Here is a 16,653-nt window from a genome sequence, read left to right as displayed (position 1 = left end):
AGGATTTATTTTTATTTTTCTAAGTAAAATTCAAATCGTTCACCTGCATACTGGCTTCGCACGTATTCAAACGGTGTCCCATTGTCAAAGTAAGACACTTGGCGTAAACGCAATACCGCATCGCCTTTTTTAAGCTCTAAGTAATGCGCAATTTTTTCTGATGCATTGAGTGCCGATATTGTTTGAGACGATTTACCAATCACACGATGCCCTTGACTAGCCAGTACGTTATAAAGCGAGCGTGTTATCTCTTCTTTACTAAAATCCTCAATCAAATGATGGGGAATACTGGCTACTTCAAAGCAAATCGGAATATCATCTGAATAGCGAATTCGCTCCATCTTCAATATTTTTTGATCTTTTGTTAAACCTAATTTTTCCATCTCGCTAGAACTAGGTGCAGTGACAAAATAAGATAATGTTTGGCTTGATGGTTTGCTTCCTTGCGAGCGTACGATATCTGAAAAGCTTGTTGTTCCAATCATCGTCTCTTGAACTTTTTGTCTAGCTATATAAGTTCCTGAGCCAATTTTTCGCTCTAATATCCCCTCATCTGCTAACGTTTGGATAGCTTGTCGAAGTGTCATGCGACTGACACCAAATACTTCAGATAATTCCCTCTCAGAAGGTAATCTGTCCCCAATCTTCCAGATACCGTCTTCAATTTCTTGTTTAATTTTATCATGTATCTGAATGTAAACAGGCAACTTTGGAGTCATTCATTCACGTCCTTTTAATTTCATTACCTTTATTATAGCGATTTTTATAATTAATGACAACACCATTAGATAACAACTCTTATAAACAAAAAAAGGCATAGATTTCTCTACACCTTTGTATAACTTGTAATTATCTTAATAACGATTTTTTGCACGCCATTTACGATGACTTTGTTTCAACTTATCAGATTTACTAGGCTCAACAAATTCCTTTGTTGGAAATACCATTTGAGCTTTGTCTTTAATGTTTTCTACTACTTCATTACTTGTTAAAATATCACGATACTCTAAAATTTGAGATACTAATTTTTCAGATAATTCGCTCATGTGATTAAATCTCCTTTATAATTAATTTTCTATCATATATATGTATCATACCACAAAAGAAAATAAAAAAAAATCTAACACCGACATCAGCGTTAGATAATACTGGGCTAGCTGGATTCGAACCAACGAGTGACGGAGTCAAAGTCCGTTGCCTTACCGCTTGGCTATAGCCCAATAAATGGAGGGGGGCAGATTCGAACTGCCGAACCCGAAGGAGCGGATTTACAGTCCGCCGCGTTTAGCCACTTCGCTACCCCTCCGTGTCAATCAAGGTTAATTACCCGACTTCCATATAATAACGAATTTCAAAAAAAAAATCAAGTACTTTTTTAAATTTTTTAATTATTTAAATTCCAATGTTTCAAAACTTCTTCATACGCATCATCTTGTGACTTAAATACTCCAAGGATGCCATCTGTTGTTTCTACTTGAAATTTTTCATCAACAGTTTTAGCTACTTTACCAATCACTTTTTTACCAATTAATAACTCATCGTGACCGTTTACTTCTTTAATTTCAACTTCAACAGGTTTATTTTTTTTCATATCGATCCCGTCCCTTCACACATCGAACTTATATAGAATAACATATTATTTTCGGTTTGTTAAGAGAAAAGAGAAGCTTTTTAGCTTCTCTTTGTTTCTAAACACAGTAACCAATCGTAATTGTTTGATTCTAACGTATTTTTTAGTTTTTCTGCATCTTTTTCAACAATTTGTATCACAATAATCACGTCACTTTGTTTTCTGTAAACCACAATTTGTACGATATTAAACTGATTTTCTGCTAACACTTTAGTTAAATCAGCCAACACACCTGGATGATCGTCTTTAATCGAAATAGCCACCCGTGTGCCATCTTCTCCGTATCCTGTAATCGCTAAGAAAGCATCAAACGCGTCGGTATTTGTGATAATCCCTTTAATAATATCTTTTTCATCAATGACTGGTAATACACCGATATTGTACTCACACATAATTTTGATAGCTTCTTCAATAAATTCATCAGCCTTGATAGTGTGAACGTCTTTAATCATCACATCGTCTACAGTCATTTTATTTAACAAATAATTCACTTCATACACACTTAAACTCGTTGCTTTTGATGGCATCGCTTCTTGAATCGTTCCTTCAGTGACCAATCCAACTAATTGATTATCTTTAACGACTGGCAAACGGTGAATATTTTGTTGTTTCATTAAGTCCATCGCTTGAAAAACAGGTGTTCCAGGGGAAATCGTAATCACTTCTGTTGACATATAGTCTTTTACTAACATAACACTATCCTCCTAAATATGCTTTCTGTACTTCTTCACTCTCTAATAACTCTTTACCGCTCCCTTTAAGCACAACTTGACCTGTTTCTAATACATACCCTCTATCAGAAAGTTTCAACGCCATATTGGCATTTTGTTCGATCAAAAGAATGGTTGTTCCTTGCTTATTGATACGCTCGATAATATTAAAAATCTCACGGATAAAAATTGGCGCTAGTCCCATTGATGGTTCGTCAAGTAAAAGTAAATCAGGTTTCGTCATCAACGCTCGCCCCATAGCAAGCATTTGTTGTTCTCCACCTGAAAGTGTTGCGGCATCTTGTTTTAATCTTTCTTTCAATATAGGGAATGTCTCAAAAATATAATCTAAAATTTCTTTTTTCTCATCATGATTATTATGAATAAAACCACCAAGCTCCAAGTTCTCCATAACCGTCATCCCCGCAAAAATATGACGACCTTCTGGCACTTGGACTAAACCACTTTTCACAATAGCCGGAGCTGATTTTTTCGTTAGATCTTCATTATTAAATATCATCGAACCACATGAAGGCTTAACTAAGCCTGATAAACTTTTTAAAATAGTCGTTTTACCAGCTCCGTTAGCCCCAATTAAACTGACGATTTCACCCTTATTTACTTCAAAAGACACATCTTTTACTGCCTGAATCATGCCATAATGCACCGATAAATTTTCAACTTTTAACATTACTCTTCACCACCTAAATACGCCTGAATAACGCGTTTGTCTTGCTTAATTTCTTCTGGTGTTCCAGAGGCAATTAACGCCCCATACTCTAATACATAAAGTCTTTCACAGACTTCCATAACTAAGGACATATCATGTTCAATCAAGACAATGGTCAACCCAAATTCCTTTTGAATGCGTTTGATTAATTGGGTTAATTCTTCTGTTTCCTGAGGGTTCATACCAGCAGCTGGTTCATCTAAAAATAAAATGCTCGGTTTTGTTGCTAAAGCGCGGACAATTTCCAAACGACGCTGTTCCCCATAAGGTAAATTTTTCGCTAAATTATCTTTCTTGTCTTCTAATTCAAATAGACCTAATAATTTCGTTGCTTCTTCTCTCATTTTATCTTCTTTTTTATAAAAAGAAGGCAACCGTAACATGCCAGATAACACACTTTCTTTAGCATTGGCGGTCATTGCAATCAAGACATTATCCAGAACACTCAAATCTTTAAACAAGCGAATATTCTGAAATGTTCGACTGATACCTAGTTGAGCTATTTTGAAAGGAGCAATCCCGTTTAATTTCGTTGTTTTGCCATCATGAGTTAACTCAATCGTACCTGAACTTGGTTCATACACACCTGTAATCAAGTTAAAAAGGGTTGTTTTCCCCGCTCCATTTGGACCAATTAAGCCGATTAATTCATTGTCACCAAAGTGCAAATTCAAGTCTTGAATAGCGGCTAACCCACCGAAGTTTTTTGTTAAATGACTAATATTCAACTCAGACATGTTGTTTTCCTCCTTTGCTTAGAAGTTTTTTCACTGAAAACTCTTTTGTTCCTAATAAGCCAGAAGGTTTGAAAATCATGATGATAACTAGAGCAAACGCATAAATTATCATACGAATGGCACCAAAATCTTGTAGATACATATTCAATACACCAAGTAAAACGGCCGCTACAACAGTTCCTGTCATGCTTCCAACTCCACCAAATACCACGATGATTAGAATATCAATTGATTTCATAAAATCAAAGTTCCCTGGCACAATCGTTTGAACATAGCTTGAATACATACCACCAGCTACAGCTGCAGTCATCGCACCAATCACGAAAGCGACAACTTTATATTTTGTCACATTCACACCCATTGATTCCGCTGCAATTAAATTCTCACGAACAGATAACGTCGCGCGTCCTGCTGCACTATGAATATAATTTGTCACTAAAATTAACGTAATACACACAAACAAGTAAACCATTGACCACGTAACAAATGGCGGAATACCAAATAATCCAGCTGGACCATTTGTAATGTGATCCATATTCATAATTAATGAGCGGATAATCTCAGAAACTCCAAGTGTTGCAATCGCTAAATAATCACCTGACAAACGCAGTGTTGGGATACCAACTAAAAGTGCCACAATTCCCGATAGAATACAACCAAGAGCTAATCCGGATAGAAAGCCAACAATAGTTGGAATTTTTAATGTCATAATCGCCGTTGTGTAAGCACCGATTGCCATAAACCCAGCATGACCTAAAGAAAACTGACCAGAAATACCAATAACTAAGTTTAGTCCAACAGCTAATATGATATTAATGCCAATCATGACGAGTGTTGTTTCGATAACAGGTGACATCAATCCAGTTGAGTAAGTTGTTGCCAAAATGGCAAAAACAACGACCATTATTGCTAACCAAATACCATTTATTTTCAATCGTTCTTTCATTGTTATCACCTACACTTTTTCCTTAATATTTTTACCTAGTAATCCGGATGGTTTAACGAGTAACACAATAATTAGAATCAAATAAACCACTGCATCACGATATGCTGTAAATCCTAACGCACTAACGACCGTTTCGATGATACCAATCGCAAACCCACCGAGTGCGGCACCAGGAATAATCCCGATTCCACCAAATACGGCAGCGATAAACGCTTTAAGACCAGGCGCAACTCCCATCATTGGGTCAATACTGTTGTAGTAAAGACCAATTAATACACCTCCAGCAGCAGCTAATGATGAACCAAGAGCAAATGTAAATGAAATAGTATAATTAACATTTATCCCCATTAATTGAGCTGCTTCAGGATCAACACTTGCTGCACGCATCGCACGTCCCATTTTTGTTTGTTGCACGATAAATTGTAATAATAGCATTAAGAAAATTGACGTTGCAATAATCACGATTTGAATTTTACTAATTTGGAAAATCCCTAAATCATAAGTTGTATTTTTCATCAGCTGTGGGTACGGACGAGTGTCTGCTCCCACGAAATAAATCATTAATGATTGCAGTAAAAATGATACCCCAATCGCTGTAATAAGTGCTGCAATACGTGTCGAGTTTCTAAGCGGACGATAAGCTAAAAACTCAATTAACATCCCTAAAATCGCACAGATAATCATAGATGTTAAAAGTGTCAAAACTAAACCAAAACCGAAGTTATTAGCCACATAGTACCCAATAAAGGCACCAATCATATATATTTCACCATGAGCAAAATTGATTAACTTTATAATTCCATACACCATTGTATACCCTAGGGCTAATAGTGCGTAAATACTTCCTAATGAGAGTCCATTGACTAATTGTTGAAGGACATTCATTGTTTCCCCTCCTTTTTAAAAACCAAGGAACCTTTAATCAAGCTCCTTGGTTTTCATAATTTCTTACGGATTTACAACTTCTGCTGTGTTTTCTTCGCCTTTTTCAAGTCCGATTACGACAGCTGGTTTTTTCGGGTTGTGATCTTCATCCATTGTCATTGTTCCAGTAACACCATCAAAGTCTTTCAATGTAGCGAGACCTTTTGTTAAAGCTTCACTTGTGTTTTCTTTTTCAGCTTCTAGAGCTGCTTTAATCATATATACTGAATCATAAGTTAAAGCATTAAATGAACTTGGTGCTTTACCATATTCTTCTTTAAAGGCATCAATAAATGTTTTTACTTTATCAGAAGCAGGTGCTTTTTCAGAGAAATGTGCTGTGTAATAAATATTACTCATATTTTCAGCTCCAGCAATATCAATTAATTTAGAGTCTGAGAATCCATCAGCTCCAATAATTGGTTGTTCAATTCCCATTTCACGAGCTTGTTTGATAATTAAACCAGCTTCTTCGTAATATCCTGGTAAATAAATGAAATCAAAATCTTTGTCTTTGATTTTTGTTAAGATTGCTTTGAAATCTTTGTCTTTGGCATTGAATTTTTCATCTGCAACAATGTCACCTTTAAATGTATCTTTAAATGCTTTCGTTAATCCTTTAGCGTAATCACTTGATACATCTCCAATAATCACTGCTTTTTTCGCTTTCAAATTATCAGTTGCATAGTTAGCTAAGATAACCCCTTGGAACGAATCTTGGAAACATGTTCTAAAAATATATTCTTGCACTTTATCATTTGCTACAGTGATTGAATCATCTGTAGCTGATGGTGTGATAATTGGTACTTGAGCTTTTGTTGCGTTTGGACTAGCTGCTTTTGTCGCACCTGATGTTGCAGGTCCAATTATCCCAACTACATTGTCGCTTGTTGTTAAACTTGTTGCAATTGTTGCTGCTTCGGCCGTATCACTTTTATTATCTTTGATGACTAAATCAATTTTTTTACCGTTAATCCCACCGGCTTCATTAATTTCTTTCACTGCAAGTTCGGCACCTTCTTTTTCCTGATTACCATACCCAGCAGCTGTACCAGATAATTCCATGTTTAAACCGATTTTAACCGTCTCTGCATCTTTGTCTGCTTTGTTATTGCTTTGTGCTGCTCCCCCACCAGGTGTTCCACAAGCTGATAGCAACAATGTTGCACCCATAAGCATTCCCATAATTTTTTTCATTTTATATTCCTCACTTCTACATTAGATTTAAATAAGATATTTATTAATATAAATTAATATTGGTTATAAGTCAACAGAATTTTCAGACAATTCTAAAATAAAAAAATAGACCGTTAAATTTAAACAGTCTAATCAACAATTTGTCATTTACTTGTTCATTTTATTCTTTCTGCTATACGGACCTCGATATGTCTCATCAGGGTTTTTTCTGACACTGAATTTTTGTGGAACATAGTCAATACCACCCTTTACAAATGGATGACATCTCAAAATCCGTCCAGTTCCCATGATAAATCCTTTAAATGCTCCGTGATAGTTTACCGCATCAATCATATATTGTGAGCACGTTGGATGGTATCGACAACTTTTAGGAAACAAAGGTGAAATAAACTTTTGATAAAAACGTACTGGTAATATAATTATTTTTTTCATTGACTCTTCCTACCAATTTAAAAAATAACCACCAACACAATCGTTGATGGTCATTAGTTATTATTTTACAAAATCTAAAATATGTTGCCATGTTGCTGGATTAAAGGCATCACTTGATTGCCCTTTTCCAACATAAACATAACCAATAAAAATCCCTAGGAAAAATAACCCGATTAATACAGCAATCAGTAAAATGACCAATAAGACCTGAATTAATACTCTTTTGGTAATTGAATTCAATTAATTTTCCTCCTTAACAACGGGATAACGCTAGCTAACTACTTCAACTGAAGATTCTTTAACACTATCTTCATCAATTCTTTCAATTGTGGCACCAAGTTTAGCTAATTTTTCATGGAATTTGTAGTACCCACGATCTAAATGTTCTAATCGCATCACACGAGTTTCATCACTTGCAACAAGTCCAGCAATAATTAATGCTGCAGCAGCACGTAAATCTGTCGCACTCACTTGAGCACCTTGAAGTGTTGGCACACCACTAATGTAAGCCACACTATTAGATGTACGATATTGAGCACCCATGCGTTGTAATTCATCTAAATGTTGGAATCGATTTTCAAAGACTGTTTCAGTTAAGACACTATCTCCTGAAGCTAATACCATCAACACGCTCATTTGAGCTTGCATGTCTGTTGGAAAACCTGGATGAGGCAATGTTTTAATATCAGTTGGTTTCAAGTACTCAGGTCCAATCACACGAATACCGTTTTTTTCATTGATAACATCAACACCCATTTCAACTAATTTTGAAATTAGTGGGCTATTATGTTCTGCAACTGCATCTTCAATAAAGATATTTCCTTGTGTTGCAGCTGCGGCTACCATAAATGTTCCAGCTTCAATACGATCTTGAACCACACTATGTTTGGTCCCATATAAATCTGTCACACCTTCGATACGAATCGTTTCAGTTCCTGCTCCGACGATTTTAGCGCCCATCTTATTTAAATAGATGGCTAAATCGACAATTTCAGGTTCTCTTGCAACATTTTCAATAATCGTTGTACCTTTTGCTTTTACAGCTGCCATCATAATATTTTGAGTGGCACCCACACTTGGGAAATCTAAATAAATTCTTGCTCCGACAAGTTCATCAGCAACAGCTTCAATGTAACCGTTTTGTTGCGTAATTTTTGCTCCTAAAGCTTGGAATCCTTTTAAATGCAAATCAATTGGTCTTGTTCCAATAGCACATCCACCAGGCATTGCGACTTTCGCACGACCTGTACGAGCTAATAATGGTCCCATAACAACGATTGACGCTCTCATTTGACTCACGTACTCAAAAGGTGCTTCCGTTTCTAATTCTTTTGTCGCATCAATTTTGATTGTATTTTCTTCTTCAATAAATTCGATATCTGTGTTTAAATATTTAATCACGTTATTCATTGTAAAAACGTCTGAAAGAATTGGTGCATTGGTAATTGTTGTTTGGCCTTTATTAGCTAGTAATGCTCCGGCTAATATTGGCAATACAGCATTTTTAGCTCCTTCAATTTTAACGTTTCCTTCTAAGCGATTTCCACCGCGTACTGCAATATATTCCATTAATTTCCCCTCCATAAATATAAGGAACTTAGTACAAATCTTAGTAATTATAGCACGATTTTATGGAAAAAGAAATTACTACATACGTTCTTAATTATTTTATTAGACAATCATTCCCTCAAAGAAGTTTCTCACTAAGAAAATAACCTCTAAAAAGAAATTACTAACTTGAAAACCTATCGCAACTGATAAGAATACATAAGCAAGTTTGATTTGTCTATCGTACTGTATTCCTTTTTTAAATAATATATCTAGACGTAGCGAATTAATAGCCCAAAACGTTAAATAAATAAAAACAAAATGACTCATAATTCGAACTAACGCATCCACACCAAATACTGACATTGTTTCCCCCCGTATTTTTATAAATGAGAAGAAGGTAAAGAAACAATCGTTTCCTTACCTTCTTTTATTCGCCACATTAAGCCGATTTAACGCTCGATAAAGCGCCACTTCAGCTCTAGCCATATCAATTGATTGATTTTGCTCATTTTTTGCAGCTTCAATTTTTTGTTCTGCACGTTTCCTAGCTTGTTCAGCACGTGAAATATCGATATTTTCTTCTGTTTCAGCACTGTTGGCAATAATTGATACCACGTTATCACGTACTTCAATAACACCACCATTAACAGCAATCCAGTCGTTAATATCTCCTTCTCTATCAATACGCACAGCATCAATTTTTAAAGGGGCAATCAAAGGGCAGTGCTTAGGTAAAATCCCAAGCGAACCTGCCTCTGTGTTAGCCACTAAAAAGTTAGCTTCATGCTCATAAATCAATCCATCTGGCGTTACAATGTTAACCATAAAGGTACTCATAATCACTTTCCCTCCTTGTTAGTAGCCCATTTTTTCTGCTTTTTCGATAGCTTCTTCAATGCGGCCTACACTTCTGAACGCTTCTTCAGGTAAGTGGTCATATTCACCATCTAAGATTGCTCTAAATCCTTTAATTGTTTCGTTTAATGGAACATAACTACCTGGTTGACCAGTAAACTGTTCAGCTACGTGGAAGTTTTGTGATAAGAAAAATTGGACACGTCTAGCACGACCTACAATTACTTTCTCTTCATCACTTAACTCATCCATACCAAGAATTGCAATAATATCTTGTAATTCTTTGTAGCGTTGTAATAAACGTTGAACTTCAGTAGCTACTTTATAGTGCTCTTCTCCAACAATGTCAGGTTCTAAGGCACTTGATGATGATGCTAATGGATCTACCGCTGGATAAATCCCTTGTTCAGTCAAACGACGTTCCAAGTTAGTTGTTGCATCCAAATGCGCAAAGGCTGTTGCTGGAGCCGGGTCAGTATAGTCATCGGCAGGAACATAAATCGCTTGAATTGATGTAATTGATCCATCTTTTGTCGAAGTGATACGTTCTTGTAGTTGTCCCATTTCCGTTGCTAATGTTGGTTGGTAACCAACGGCTGAAGGCATACGTCCTAAAAGGGCTGATACTTCAGAACCCGCTTGAGTAAAACGGAAAATGTTATCAATAAAGAGTAACACATCTTGTTTTTCTTCATCACGGAAATATTCTGCCATAGTAAGACCTGTTAAGGCTACACGCATTCTGGCACCAGGTGGCTCGTTCATTTGTCCGAACACCATGGCTGTTTTCTTGATAACGCCAGATTCTTTCATTTCGAAGTAAAGGTCATTCCCCTCACGAGTACGTTCACCTACACCGGCAAACACTGATAACCCACCTAATTCTTGAGCGATATTGTTGATCAACTCTTGAATCAACACTGTTTTACCTACTCCGGCACCACCGAATAATCCGATTTTACCACCTTTTAAGTAAGGAGCAAGTAAATCAATTACTTTGATACCTGTTTCTAAAATTTCAGAGTTAGTACTTAATTCATCAAAAGAAGGTGCTTTTGCATGAATGCTATCTCTTTCTACTTCTTCACCAATTGGTTCACCTAAGTCAATGGTTTCACCAAGTACGTTAAAGACTCTACCTAATGTTTCAGGACCAACTGGAACACTGATAGGACCTCCTGTATGAAGAACTTCCATTCCTCTTTGTAGTCCGTCTGTAGATTCCATTGCAATTGTTCGAACGATTCCATCGCCAATTTCAAGAGTTGTTTCTAATACAACTTTTTCTTTACTTCCAGCTTTATAAACGATTAATGCATCATTTATATCAGGTAATGCTTGGTCTAATGGAAAAGCCACGTCAACAACGGGACCAATGACTTGGGCTATTTTTCCTACTTTCATCTCAACAATTCCTCCCCGTCATTATTCTAAGGCAGCTGCTCCACCAACAATTTCTGTGATTTCTTCTGTAATGGCCGCTTGACGTGCTCTATTATAAGAAATGGTCAAATCATCAATAATGTTTGTCGCATTTTCTGTGGCACTCTTCATGGCGGTCATCCGTGCAGCATGCTCAGCAGTTTTAGAGTCTAAAACTGCTCCATATATTAAACTTTCAGCGTAAAGGGGCAGTAACGTATTTAAAATAGCGTCTGCTGAAGGCTCAAGAGTATACTCTTGTTCGTACGTTTCAGCTTCTTTAGCATCTAAGTCAACGATTGGTAAGATTTTTTCAGCTCTAAATGATGATGATAGTGTGTTGACATGATGGTTATAACATACATATAACTCATCAAACATTTCACTATTATACATTTGTAAAGCAGAGTTTACGATACGTCTTACTTCACTATAACTTGGGTAGTCGCTTAATCCTCTTAATTCATAAGCAACTGGAAAATCACGATGCTTGAAGAAATCTGAACCAGTTCCTCCAATAGCCATTAACACCACATTCATGCCATCTTCTTCGTCTTTTTTGATGATTTCTAACATATTTTTTAAAATCGAACTGTTATAACCACCCGCTAGACCTTTGTCAGACGTCACAACGATATACCCGATTGTTTTAACTGGTCTTGCAATAAGCATTTGTTGATACATTTCCATATCTTGCTCAAAACCAGAAAAATCAGAGTTATCAATTGCAGCTAACTGTGTCGATGCCAAATGAGTTGTCATACTTCTTACTTTAGAAGCATACTCTTGAAAGCGTCTTGATGATTGTTCAGATTTCGTCAATTTAGAAGCTGCTACCATTTGCATAGCGCTAGTAATTTGACTGGTCTTTTTTGTTGAAGCTATTCTCTTCTTAATATCAATAAGTGAGCCGCCCATGTTCAATCACCACTTTCTAAGATTGTTTTACTTCGTCTGCAACAGAGAATTCACTTGAACTAAAAATCCCTTTAAATTCATCAATTGCTTTATCCATATCTTCAGGATTTGGTAATCCCTTTGTATTACGGATTGTATCAAAGATTGCTGGATAGTTATTATCCACGTATTCAAATAATTCGCGTTCAAAACGTAAAATATCTACTACTGGAATGGTATCTAGGAATCCATGAGTCAATGCATAAAGAATTAAGACTTGTTTTTCAACAGCTAATGGTTCATGCACATTTTGTTTCAAAACTTCTACAGTTCGTTTACCACGGTTTAATTTAGATTGAGTTGCCTCATCTAAGTCAGAACCAAATTGGGTAAATGCTTCTAATTCACGGTAACTTGCTAAATCTAGACGAAGTGTACCTGCAACTTTTTTCATTGCTTTAATTTGAGCAGATCCCCCAACACGTGATACTGATAACCCAGCATCAATCGCAGGACGAACACCTGAGTAGAACAAATCACTTTCTAAGAAGATTTGTCCATCAGTAATAGAGATAACGTTCGTTGGAATATAAGCAGAGATATCTCCGGCTTGTGTTTCAACAAATGGTAAGGCAGTCATCGATCCGCCACCTAATTCATCACTCAATTTCGCTGCTCTTTCAAGTAAACGAGAATGTAAGTAGAATACATCCCCAGGGAACGCTTCACGACCTGGTGGACGACGTAATAGTAATGAAATTTCACGATAAGCTGCTGCTTGTTTTGATAAATCATCATATACGACTAATACGTGTTTTCCATTATACATAAATTCTTCACCCATACTTGCTCCAGCATAAGGTGCTAAATAAAGTAAAGGGGCTGGTTGTGATGCACTGGCAGACACAACAATCGTGTAGTCCATTGCACCATATCTTTTCAAGATTTCAACTTGGTTACGTACAGTTGATTCTTTTTGACCAATTGCAACGTAAATACAAATCATGTCTTGATCTTTTTGATTTAAGATTGTGTCAATCGCAATGGTGGTTTTACCAGTTTTACGGTCACCAATGATTAACTCACGTTGTCCACGTCCAATTGGTACCAATGCATCAATTGCTTTCCATCCTGTTTGTAGTGGTTCTGATACTGATTTACGAGCCATAACACCAGGAGCTGCTGCTTCAATTGGTCGTGTTTTGGTTGTAGCGATTTCGCCCATACCATCAATAGGTTGACCTAAAGGATTAACCACGCGTCCAATTAATGCTTCACCAACAGGTACTTCCATAATACGTCGTGTACGTTTTACTTTGTCGCCTTCACGTATTTGTTCAAAATCCCCTAAAATGATAATACCGACACTATCATTTTCTAAGTTTTGAGCCATACCATAAACACCATTATCAAACTCCAATAATTCTCCCGACATGGCATTTTCTAATCCGTAAGCACGAGCAATACCGTCACCAACATAGGAAACTGTTCCAACTTCATCTACTGTTAATGATTCTTCGTATTTAGCAAGTTGTTGTTTAATATGCGAACTAATTTCTTCCGCTTTTATACTCATGTATCTCACCTCTCACCTTGTCGTTAAACATAAACATCAAGCCAATAATTTAGCATGAATGTTATTTAATTCTGTTCTCACACTTTGATCAATGATTCGATGTTCTGATTCGACAATCATTCCACCCATTATGCTTGGGTCTAATTTTGGTCTTAAAACAACTTTATTTGCATGAAATTGTTTTGCCAAGCGTTTTTCTAAATCATGTCTTTGTTCTAGTGATAGTGCAACGGCTGTTGTCACTGTCACGACAATAATACCAAATTGGTCATAATATAGATGCTCGTATTCATCAATGATATCAAGCATTTCATTCATACGACCATAGTCATAAACAGTATGGATGAATTTTGCCATCGTATCACTAAAACTATTTTCCAAGTCTTTTACGATGTTTACTTTTTCAAAAATTGATAAACGATCATCTGATAAAATGTCACCTAAATCCGGCACTTCATGGTAAACTTCTCTAAGTTGTAACAACTCTTGATAAATTTCATTAACCATGTTTAATTGTGTTGCTTCAGTAAATAGAGCCTTACCGTAAGTTTTTGCGACACTAAATTTCTTATTCATTGTCATCAACTCCTAGCTTATCAATACTTGATTGAACCAACTCTTGATGAGCACTAGCCGACAATTCCTTTTTAAGTATTTTAGAGGCAATTTCCACAGACAAGTCTGCCACTTCTTTTTTAGCATCTGCCAATAAGCGTTCTCTTTCAAGACGCAAATCTTCTTGAGCTTGCTTTTTCATTCTTGTTGCATGTTCTTGAGCTTCTACGATAATTGCATGAGCATTATTTTCAGCAACATCTTTTGCTTGAGCAATAATACTTTGAGCTTCAGTACGAGCTTCTTTTAATTCCACTTCTCTTTGTTTGGCTAAATTAGCAGCGTCTATTTTTGATTGTTCTGCACTATCAATATCGCCAGCTATTTTGTTTTCTCGTTCGTCTAACATAGTCGTTAGAGGTCCCCAAGCAAATTTCTTTAACGCTAATAACAATACAAGAAATGAAACAGAGACAAATAAAATGGTACTAAACGTAGTTTGTCCAGAACTAGCAATCACTAATTGATTCATCATGTGATTACGACACATCCTTCCCTGAATTTCATCTAATTAACTTTTAAATCTTGTATATGTTATTTGAATAATAATAACAAGGCAATTACGACACCGATGATAGGAATCGCTTCAATTAAGGCAACCCCGATAAACATTGTACTTCTTAATTGACCTGATAATTCTGGTTGACGTGCCATTGATTCTAATGTTTTAGAGATAACTTTACCATTACCATAACCTGCTCCGATAGAAGCTCCTAAAACTGCGATAGCTGCTGCAATATATTGCATAACAATTCTCCTCCTAAAAATGTTTTTATACGTTTACTTATACTTCTTCAATTTCTACTTTATGTGAGATATAGACCATCAATAAAGTAGCAAAAATAAATGCTTGGATTCCACCAATGAAAAGCGAAAAGGCTTGCCATATCACTTCAAGTGGCAGAGCCAAAATAAATTTCGTTGGACTACTTGCTCCTAATCCGGCAATTAACGATAGTAATACCTCACCTGCAAAAATATTACCATAAAGACGTAAACCAAGTGTTAATACATTGGTAAATTCCTCAATTAACTTAATTGGTAATAAAAAACCCACTGGTTTCATATAACTGTTAACAAAATAACTTTTAACACCCTGCTTCTTAATTCCATAATAGTTAGCTAAAATAATGGCTATAAATGCCAATGTTAGTGTCACTGTTGGATCTGCAGTCGGGCTCTTCCAGAAGGAAACATCACTTGGAAACAAAGTTACTTTTGTAATGAGTCCTAAAGTGTTAGATACTAGTACGAACATGAAAAAAGTAAATGCCAATAAATGATATTGTTTGATTTCGTTTTTTTCAACGTTATCACCTACGATACCGCGAACAAAATCAACAAGAGCTTCCATGACATTTTGTTTACCAGTAGGTTTAAGCTTTAAATTTCGTGTACAATAATACACTAATCCAAAGACAACCAAACAAGTCAATATCGTCATTGTTACGACCGTTCCATCAAATGTTAAACCTCCAATGGTAAACAACCAGGATTTTTCTTCCACCACATTTCACCCCTTTTCTTCTCAATATTAAAACAAATTCAGAAGTTTTCTAGCTTCTGTAACAGTGTATGAAAAAATGTTTGTAGATACATTCATTTTTCCACATAATGGTCCATTGATAGACTGTCACTATCGAGACTATAATACCACCAAATGATAAATAACACAAAGTAATTCGGTATAATTCTCACAAGTTTCATACAAAAAAAAAGACAAATGAAAACTCGGTTAAAACATACTCAGAATAATAAAAGTTATTGCATTTTTTTAACTAACTATTTAAAAAAAATTGATTTTTGTCTCCTTATTAATCACCTCCATAAAAAGCATAATAACACTTACCAAAAATATTACCTTTACACACAGAATTAGTCTTTGATTGTTTGATAATTCACTATATTAAGTGCCAACTACTAAAAGACTCCGAACATTTATAAAAAAAGACAAACAACTGATAAACTATCGTTGTTTGTCTCTAAGCGCCCGATTAATCTCTCGGTTCATGTCTTTTCGTTTTAAGTCTTCACGTTTATCATATTGCTTTTTACCTTTAGCTAAACCTAAAAGTACTTTTGCAAACCCATCTTTGATATAAATCTTTAATGGTATCAGCGTCACACCAGGATTTTTCATCTCTGTGCCGATTTTAATGATTTGCTTTTTGTGTAGTAATAGTTTTCTTGTTCTAAGCGGGTCATGGTTAAAAATGTTCCCTTGATCATACGGGCTGATGTGGACATTCATTAGGTATGCTTCTCCATCACGTACACGTGCAAACCCATCTTTCAAGTTAACACGACGTTGTCTAATTGATTTAATCTCTGTTCCTTTTAACACGATACCTGCTTCAAACGTTTCAAAGACCGAATAGTCATGACGAGCTTTACGATTTTGAACAATTAAATTTCCTTCACCTTTAGGCAT

22 protein-coding genes and 2 tRNA genes are annotated in these 16,653 nt (G+C 35.9%); all 24 read right to left on the bottom strand.

The window, feature by feature from the left end:
• Window positions 1–11: 11 nt before the first annotated feature.
• The 24 genes from DW196_RS08420 to smpB all read right to left on the bottom strand — a co-directional run bounded on the left by DW196_RS08420 (window position 12) and on the right by smpB (window position 16,653).
• Window positions 12–719, bottom strand: a complete 708-nt coding sequence (locus DW196_RS08420) for a GntR family transcriptional regulator (protein ID WP_079344997.1) — start codon at window positions 717–719, stop codon at window positions 12–14.
• Window positions 720–854: 135 nt separating this feature from the next.
• Complete coding sequence (locus tag DW196_RS08415) at window positions 855–1,046, bottom strand: hypothetical protein (protein ID WP_071457081.1); 192 nt, start codon at window positions 1,044–1,046, stop codon at window positions 855–857.
• A gap of 102 nt (window positions 1,047–1,148) precedes the next feature.
• Window positions 1,149–1,220: transfer RNA gene (locus DW196_RS08410), tRNA-Gln, on the bottom strand.
• 5 nt (window positions 1,221–1,225) lie between these two features.
• Window positions 1,226–1,306, bottom strand: a tRNA-Tyr gene (locus tag DW196_RS08405).
• A gap of 78 nt (window positions 1,307–1,384) precedes the next feature.
• Window positions 1,385–1,591, bottom strand: coding sequence for a DUF2969 family protein (locus DW196_RS08400; RefSeq protein ID WP_118250934.1), 207 nt, complete (start codon window positions 1,589–1,591; stop codon window positions 1,385–1,387).
• Between the two features lie 80 nt (window positions 1,592–1,671).
• Window positions 1,672–2,322 carry a CBS domain-containing protein gene (locus DW196_RS08395; protein ID WP_118250933.1) on the bottom strand — a complete coding sequence of 217 codons (651 nt, stop codon included), beginning with the start codon at window positions 2,320–2,322 and terminating at the stop codon, window positions 1,672–1,674.
• A gap of 4 nt (window positions 2,323–2,326) precedes the next feature.
• The gene (locus DW196_RS08390; protein ID WP_118250932.1) at window positions 2,327–3,031 is read right to left on the bottom strand and encodes an ABC transporter ATP-binding protein; all 705 of its coding nucleotides are present in this window, start codon (window positions 3,029–3,031) and stop codon (window positions 2,327–2,329) included.
• Complete coding sequence (locus tag DW196_RS08385) at window positions 3,031–3,807, bottom strand: ABC transporter ATP-binding protein (RefSeq protein WP_118250931.1); 777 nt, start codon at window positions 3,805–3,807, stop codon at window positions 3,031–3,033. The genes DW196_RS08390 and DW196_RS08385 overlap by 1 nt, the downstream gene beginning before the upstream one ends.
• Complete coding sequence (locus DW196_RS08380; RefSeq protein WP_071457851.1) at window positions 3,800–4,753, bottom strand: branched-chain amino acid ABC transporter permease; 954 nt, start codon at window positions 4,751–4,753, stop codon at window positions 3,800–3,802. Before DW196_RS08380 ends, DW196_RS08385 begins: the two co-directional genes overlap by 8 nt.
• Window positions 4,754–4,762: 9 nt before the next feature.
• A complete protein-coding gene (locus DW196_RS08375) occupies window positions 4,763–5,638 on the bottom strand; it encodes a branched-chain amino acid ABC transporter permease (RefSeq protein WP_071457085.1) in 876 nt (291 codons plus the stop codon).
• A 63-nt stretch (window positions 5,639–5,701) separates the two neighbouring features.
• Window positions 5,702–6,874 carry an ABC transporter substrate-binding protein gene (locus DW196_RS08370; RefSeq protein WP_118250930.1) on the bottom strand — a complete coding sequence of 391 codons (1,173 nt, stop codon included), beginning with the start codon at window positions 6,872–6,874 and terminating at the stop codon, window positions 5,702–5,704.
• Window positions 6,875–7,021: 147 nt separating this feature from the next.
• Entirely contained in the window at window positions 7,022–7,306 is a 285-nt protein-coding gene (gene yidD, locus DW196_RS08365; RefSeq protein ID WP_071457087.1) for a membrane protein insertion efficiency factor YidD, read from the bottom strand.
• A 60-nt stretch (window positions 7,307–7,366) separates the two neighbouring features.
• Window positions 7,367–7,546 (bottom strand): DNA-directed RNA polymerase subunit beta, encoded by a 180-nt coding sequence (locus DW196_RS08360; RefSeq protein ID WP_071457088.1) that lies wholly within the window; start codon window positions 7,544–7,546, stop codon window positions 7,367–7,369.
• A 30-nt stretch (window positions 7,547–7,576) separates the two neighbouring features.
• Window positions 7,577–8,875, bottom strand: coding sequence for a UDP-N-acetylglucosamine 1-carboxyvinyltransferase (murA, locus tag DW196_RS08355; RefSeq protein WP_118250929.1), 1,299 nt, complete (start codon window positions 8,873–8,875; stop codon window positions 7,577–7,579).
• Window positions 8,876–8,977: 102 nt separating this feature from the next.
• Window positions 8,978–9,220, bottom strand: a complete 243-nt coding sequence (locus tag DW196_RS08350; protein WP_071457090.1) for a DUF1146 family protein — start codon at window positions 9,218–9,220, stop codon at window positions 8,978–8,980.
• 54 nt (window positions 9,221–9,274) lie between these two features.
• Window positions 9,275–9,694, bottom strand: a complete 420-nt coding sequence (locus DW196_RS08345) for a F0F1 ATP synthase subunit epsilon (RefSeq protein ID WP_071456700.1) — start codon at window positions 9,692–9,694, stop codon at window positions 9,275–9,277.
• A gap of 18 nt (window positions 9,695–9,712) precedes the next feature.
• Window positions 9,713–11,116, bottom strand: coding sequence for a F0F1 ATP synthase subunit beta (atpD, locus tag DW196_RS08340; protein ID WP_071456699.1), 1,404 nt, complete (start codon window positions 11,114–11,116; stop codon window positions 9,713–9,715).
• A gap of 21 nt (window positions 11,117–11,137) precedes the next feature.
• Window positions 11,138–12,052, bottom strand: coding sequence for a F0F1 ATP synthase subunit gamma (locus DW196_RS08335; protein ID WP_071456698.1), 915 nt, complete (start codon window positions 12,050–12,052; stop codon window positions 11,138–11,140).
• 16 nt (window positions 12,053–12,068) lie between these two features.
• Complete coding sequence (gene atpA / locus DW196_RS08330) at window positions 12,069–13,607, bottom strand: F0F1 ATP synthase subunit alpha (RefSeq protein WP_071456697.1); 1,539 nt, start codon at window positions 13,605–13,607, stop codon at window positions 12,069–12,071.
• Window positions 13,608–13,643: 36 nt separating this feature from the next.
• On the bottom strand, window positions 13,644–14,183 hold the full coding sequence (atpH, locus tag DW196_RS08325) for an ATP synthase F1 subunit delta (protein WP_158080136.1): 540 nt from the start codon (window positions 14,181–14,183) through the stop codon (window positions 13,644–13,646).
• Window positions 14,176–14,697, bottom strand: coding sequence for a F0F1 ATP synthase subunit B (atpF, locus tag DW196_RS08320; protein ID WP_071456695.1), 522 nt, complete (start codon window positions 14,695–14,697; stop codon window positions 14,176–14,178). Before atpF ends, atpH begins: the two co-directional genes overlap by 8 nt.
• Window positions 14,698–14,756: 59 nt before the next feature.
• A complete protein-coding gene (atpE, locus tag DW196_RS08315) occupies window positions 14,757–14,969 on the bottom strand; it encodes an ATP synthase F0 subunit C (RefSeq protein ID WP_071456694.1) in 213 nt (70 codons plus the stop codon).
• Window positions 14,970–15,006: 37 nt separating this feature from the next.
• Window positions 15,007–15,729 carry a F0F1 ATP synthase subunit A gene (gene atpB, locus DW196_RS08310; RefSeq protein WP_071457823.1) on the bottom strand — a complete coding sequence of 241 codons (723 nt, stop codon included), beginning with the start codon at window positions 15,727–15,729 and terminating at the stop codon, window positions 15,007–15,009.
• Window positions 15,730–16,188: 459 nt separating this feature from the next.
• Window positions 16,189–16,653 (bottom strand): SsrA-binding protein SmpB, encoded by a 465-nt coding sequence (gene smpB / locus DW196_RS08305; RefSeq protein WP_118250928.1) that lies wholly within the window; start codon window positions 16,651–16,653, stop codon window positions 16,189–16,191.

The organism is Vagococcus sp. AM17-17 (assembly GCF_003471765.1).
In the GTDB taxonomy this organism is placed as follows: Bacteria; Bacillota; Bacilli; order Lactobacillales; family Vagococcaceae; genus Vagococcus; species Vagococcus teuberi.
Note: the sequence above shows the minus strand (reverse complement) of the source record. Positions and strands in the feature narration are given on the sequence as shown.

Coding starts and splice junctions, on each gene's coding strand:
- DW196_RS08390 (WP_118250932.1), bottom strand. CDS start 3,031: ATGTTAAAAGTTGAAAATTTATCGGTGCATTATGGCATGATTCAGGCA.
- atpH (WP_158080136.1), bottom strand. CDS start 14,183: ATGAATAAGAAATTTAGTGTCGCAAAAACTTACGGTAAGGCTCTATTT.
- DW196_RS08395 (WP_118250933.1), bottom strand. CDS start 2,322: ATGTTAGTAAAAGACTATATGTCAACAGAAGTGATTACGATTTCCCCT.
- DW196_RS08370 (WP_118250930.1), bottom strand. CDS start 6,874: ATGAAAAAAATTATGGGAATGCTTATGGGTGCAACATTGTTGCTATCA.
- murA (WP_118250929.1), bottom strand. CDS start 8,875: ATGGAATATATTGCAGTACGCGGTGGAAATCGCTTAGAAGGAAACGTT.
- DW196_RS08420 (WP_079344997.1), bottom strand. CDS start 719: ATGACTCCAAAGTTGCCTGTTTACATTCAGATACATGATAAAATTAAA.
- yidD (WP_071457087.1), bottom strand. CDS start 7,306: ATGAAAAAAATAATTATATTACCAGTACGTTTTTATCAAAAGTTTATT.
- DW196_RS08335 (WP_071456698.1), bottom strand. CDS start 12,052: ATGGGCGGCTCACTTATTGATATTAAGAAGAGAATAGCTTCAACAAAA.
- smpB (WP_118250928.1), bottom strand. CDS start 16,653: ATGCCTAAAGGTGAAGGAAATTTAATTGTTCAAAATCGTAAAGCTCGT.
- DW196_RS08385 (WP_118250931.1), bottom strand. CDS start 3,807: ATGTCTGAGTTGAATATTAGTCATTTAACAAAAAACTTCGGTGGGTTA.
- atpF (WP_071456695.1), bottom strand. CDS start 14,697: ATGATGAATCAATTAGTGATTGCTAGTTCTGGACAAACTACGTTTAGT.
- DW196_RS08345 (WP_071456700.1), bottom strand. CDS start 9,694: ATGAGTACCTTTATGGTTAACATTGTAACGCCAGATGGATTGATTTAT.
- atpD (WP_071456699.1), bottom strand. CDS start 11,116: ATGAAAGTAGGAAAAATAGCCCAAGTCATTGGTCCCGTTGTTGACGTG.
- atpA (WP_071456697.1), bottom strand. CDS start 13,607: ATGAGTATAAAAGCGGAAGAAATTAGTTCGCATATTAAACAACAACTT.
- DW196_RS08350 (WP_071457090.1), bottom strand. CDS start 9,220: ATGTCAGTATTTGGTGTGGATGCGTTAGTTCGAATTATGAGTCATTTT.
- DW196_RS08380 (WP_071457851.1), bottom strand. CDS start 4,753: ATGAAAGAACGATTGAAAATAAATGGTATTTGGTTAGCAATAATGGTC.
- DW196_RS08375 (WP_071457085.1), bottom strand. CDS start 5,638: ATGAATGTCCTTCAACAATTAGTCAATGGACTCTCATTAGGAAGTATT.
- DW196_RS08400 (WP_118250934.1), bottom strand. CDS start 1,591: ATGAAAAAAAATAAACCTGTTGAAGTTGAAATTAAAGAAGTAAACGGT.
- DW196_RS08415 (WP_071457081.1), bottom strand. CDS start 1,046: ATGAGCGAATTATCTGAAAAATTAGTATCTCAAATTTTAGAGTATCGT.
- atpE (WP_071456694.1), bottom strand. CDS start 14,969: ATGCAATATATTGCAGCAGCTATCGCAGTTTTAGGAGCTTCTATCGGA.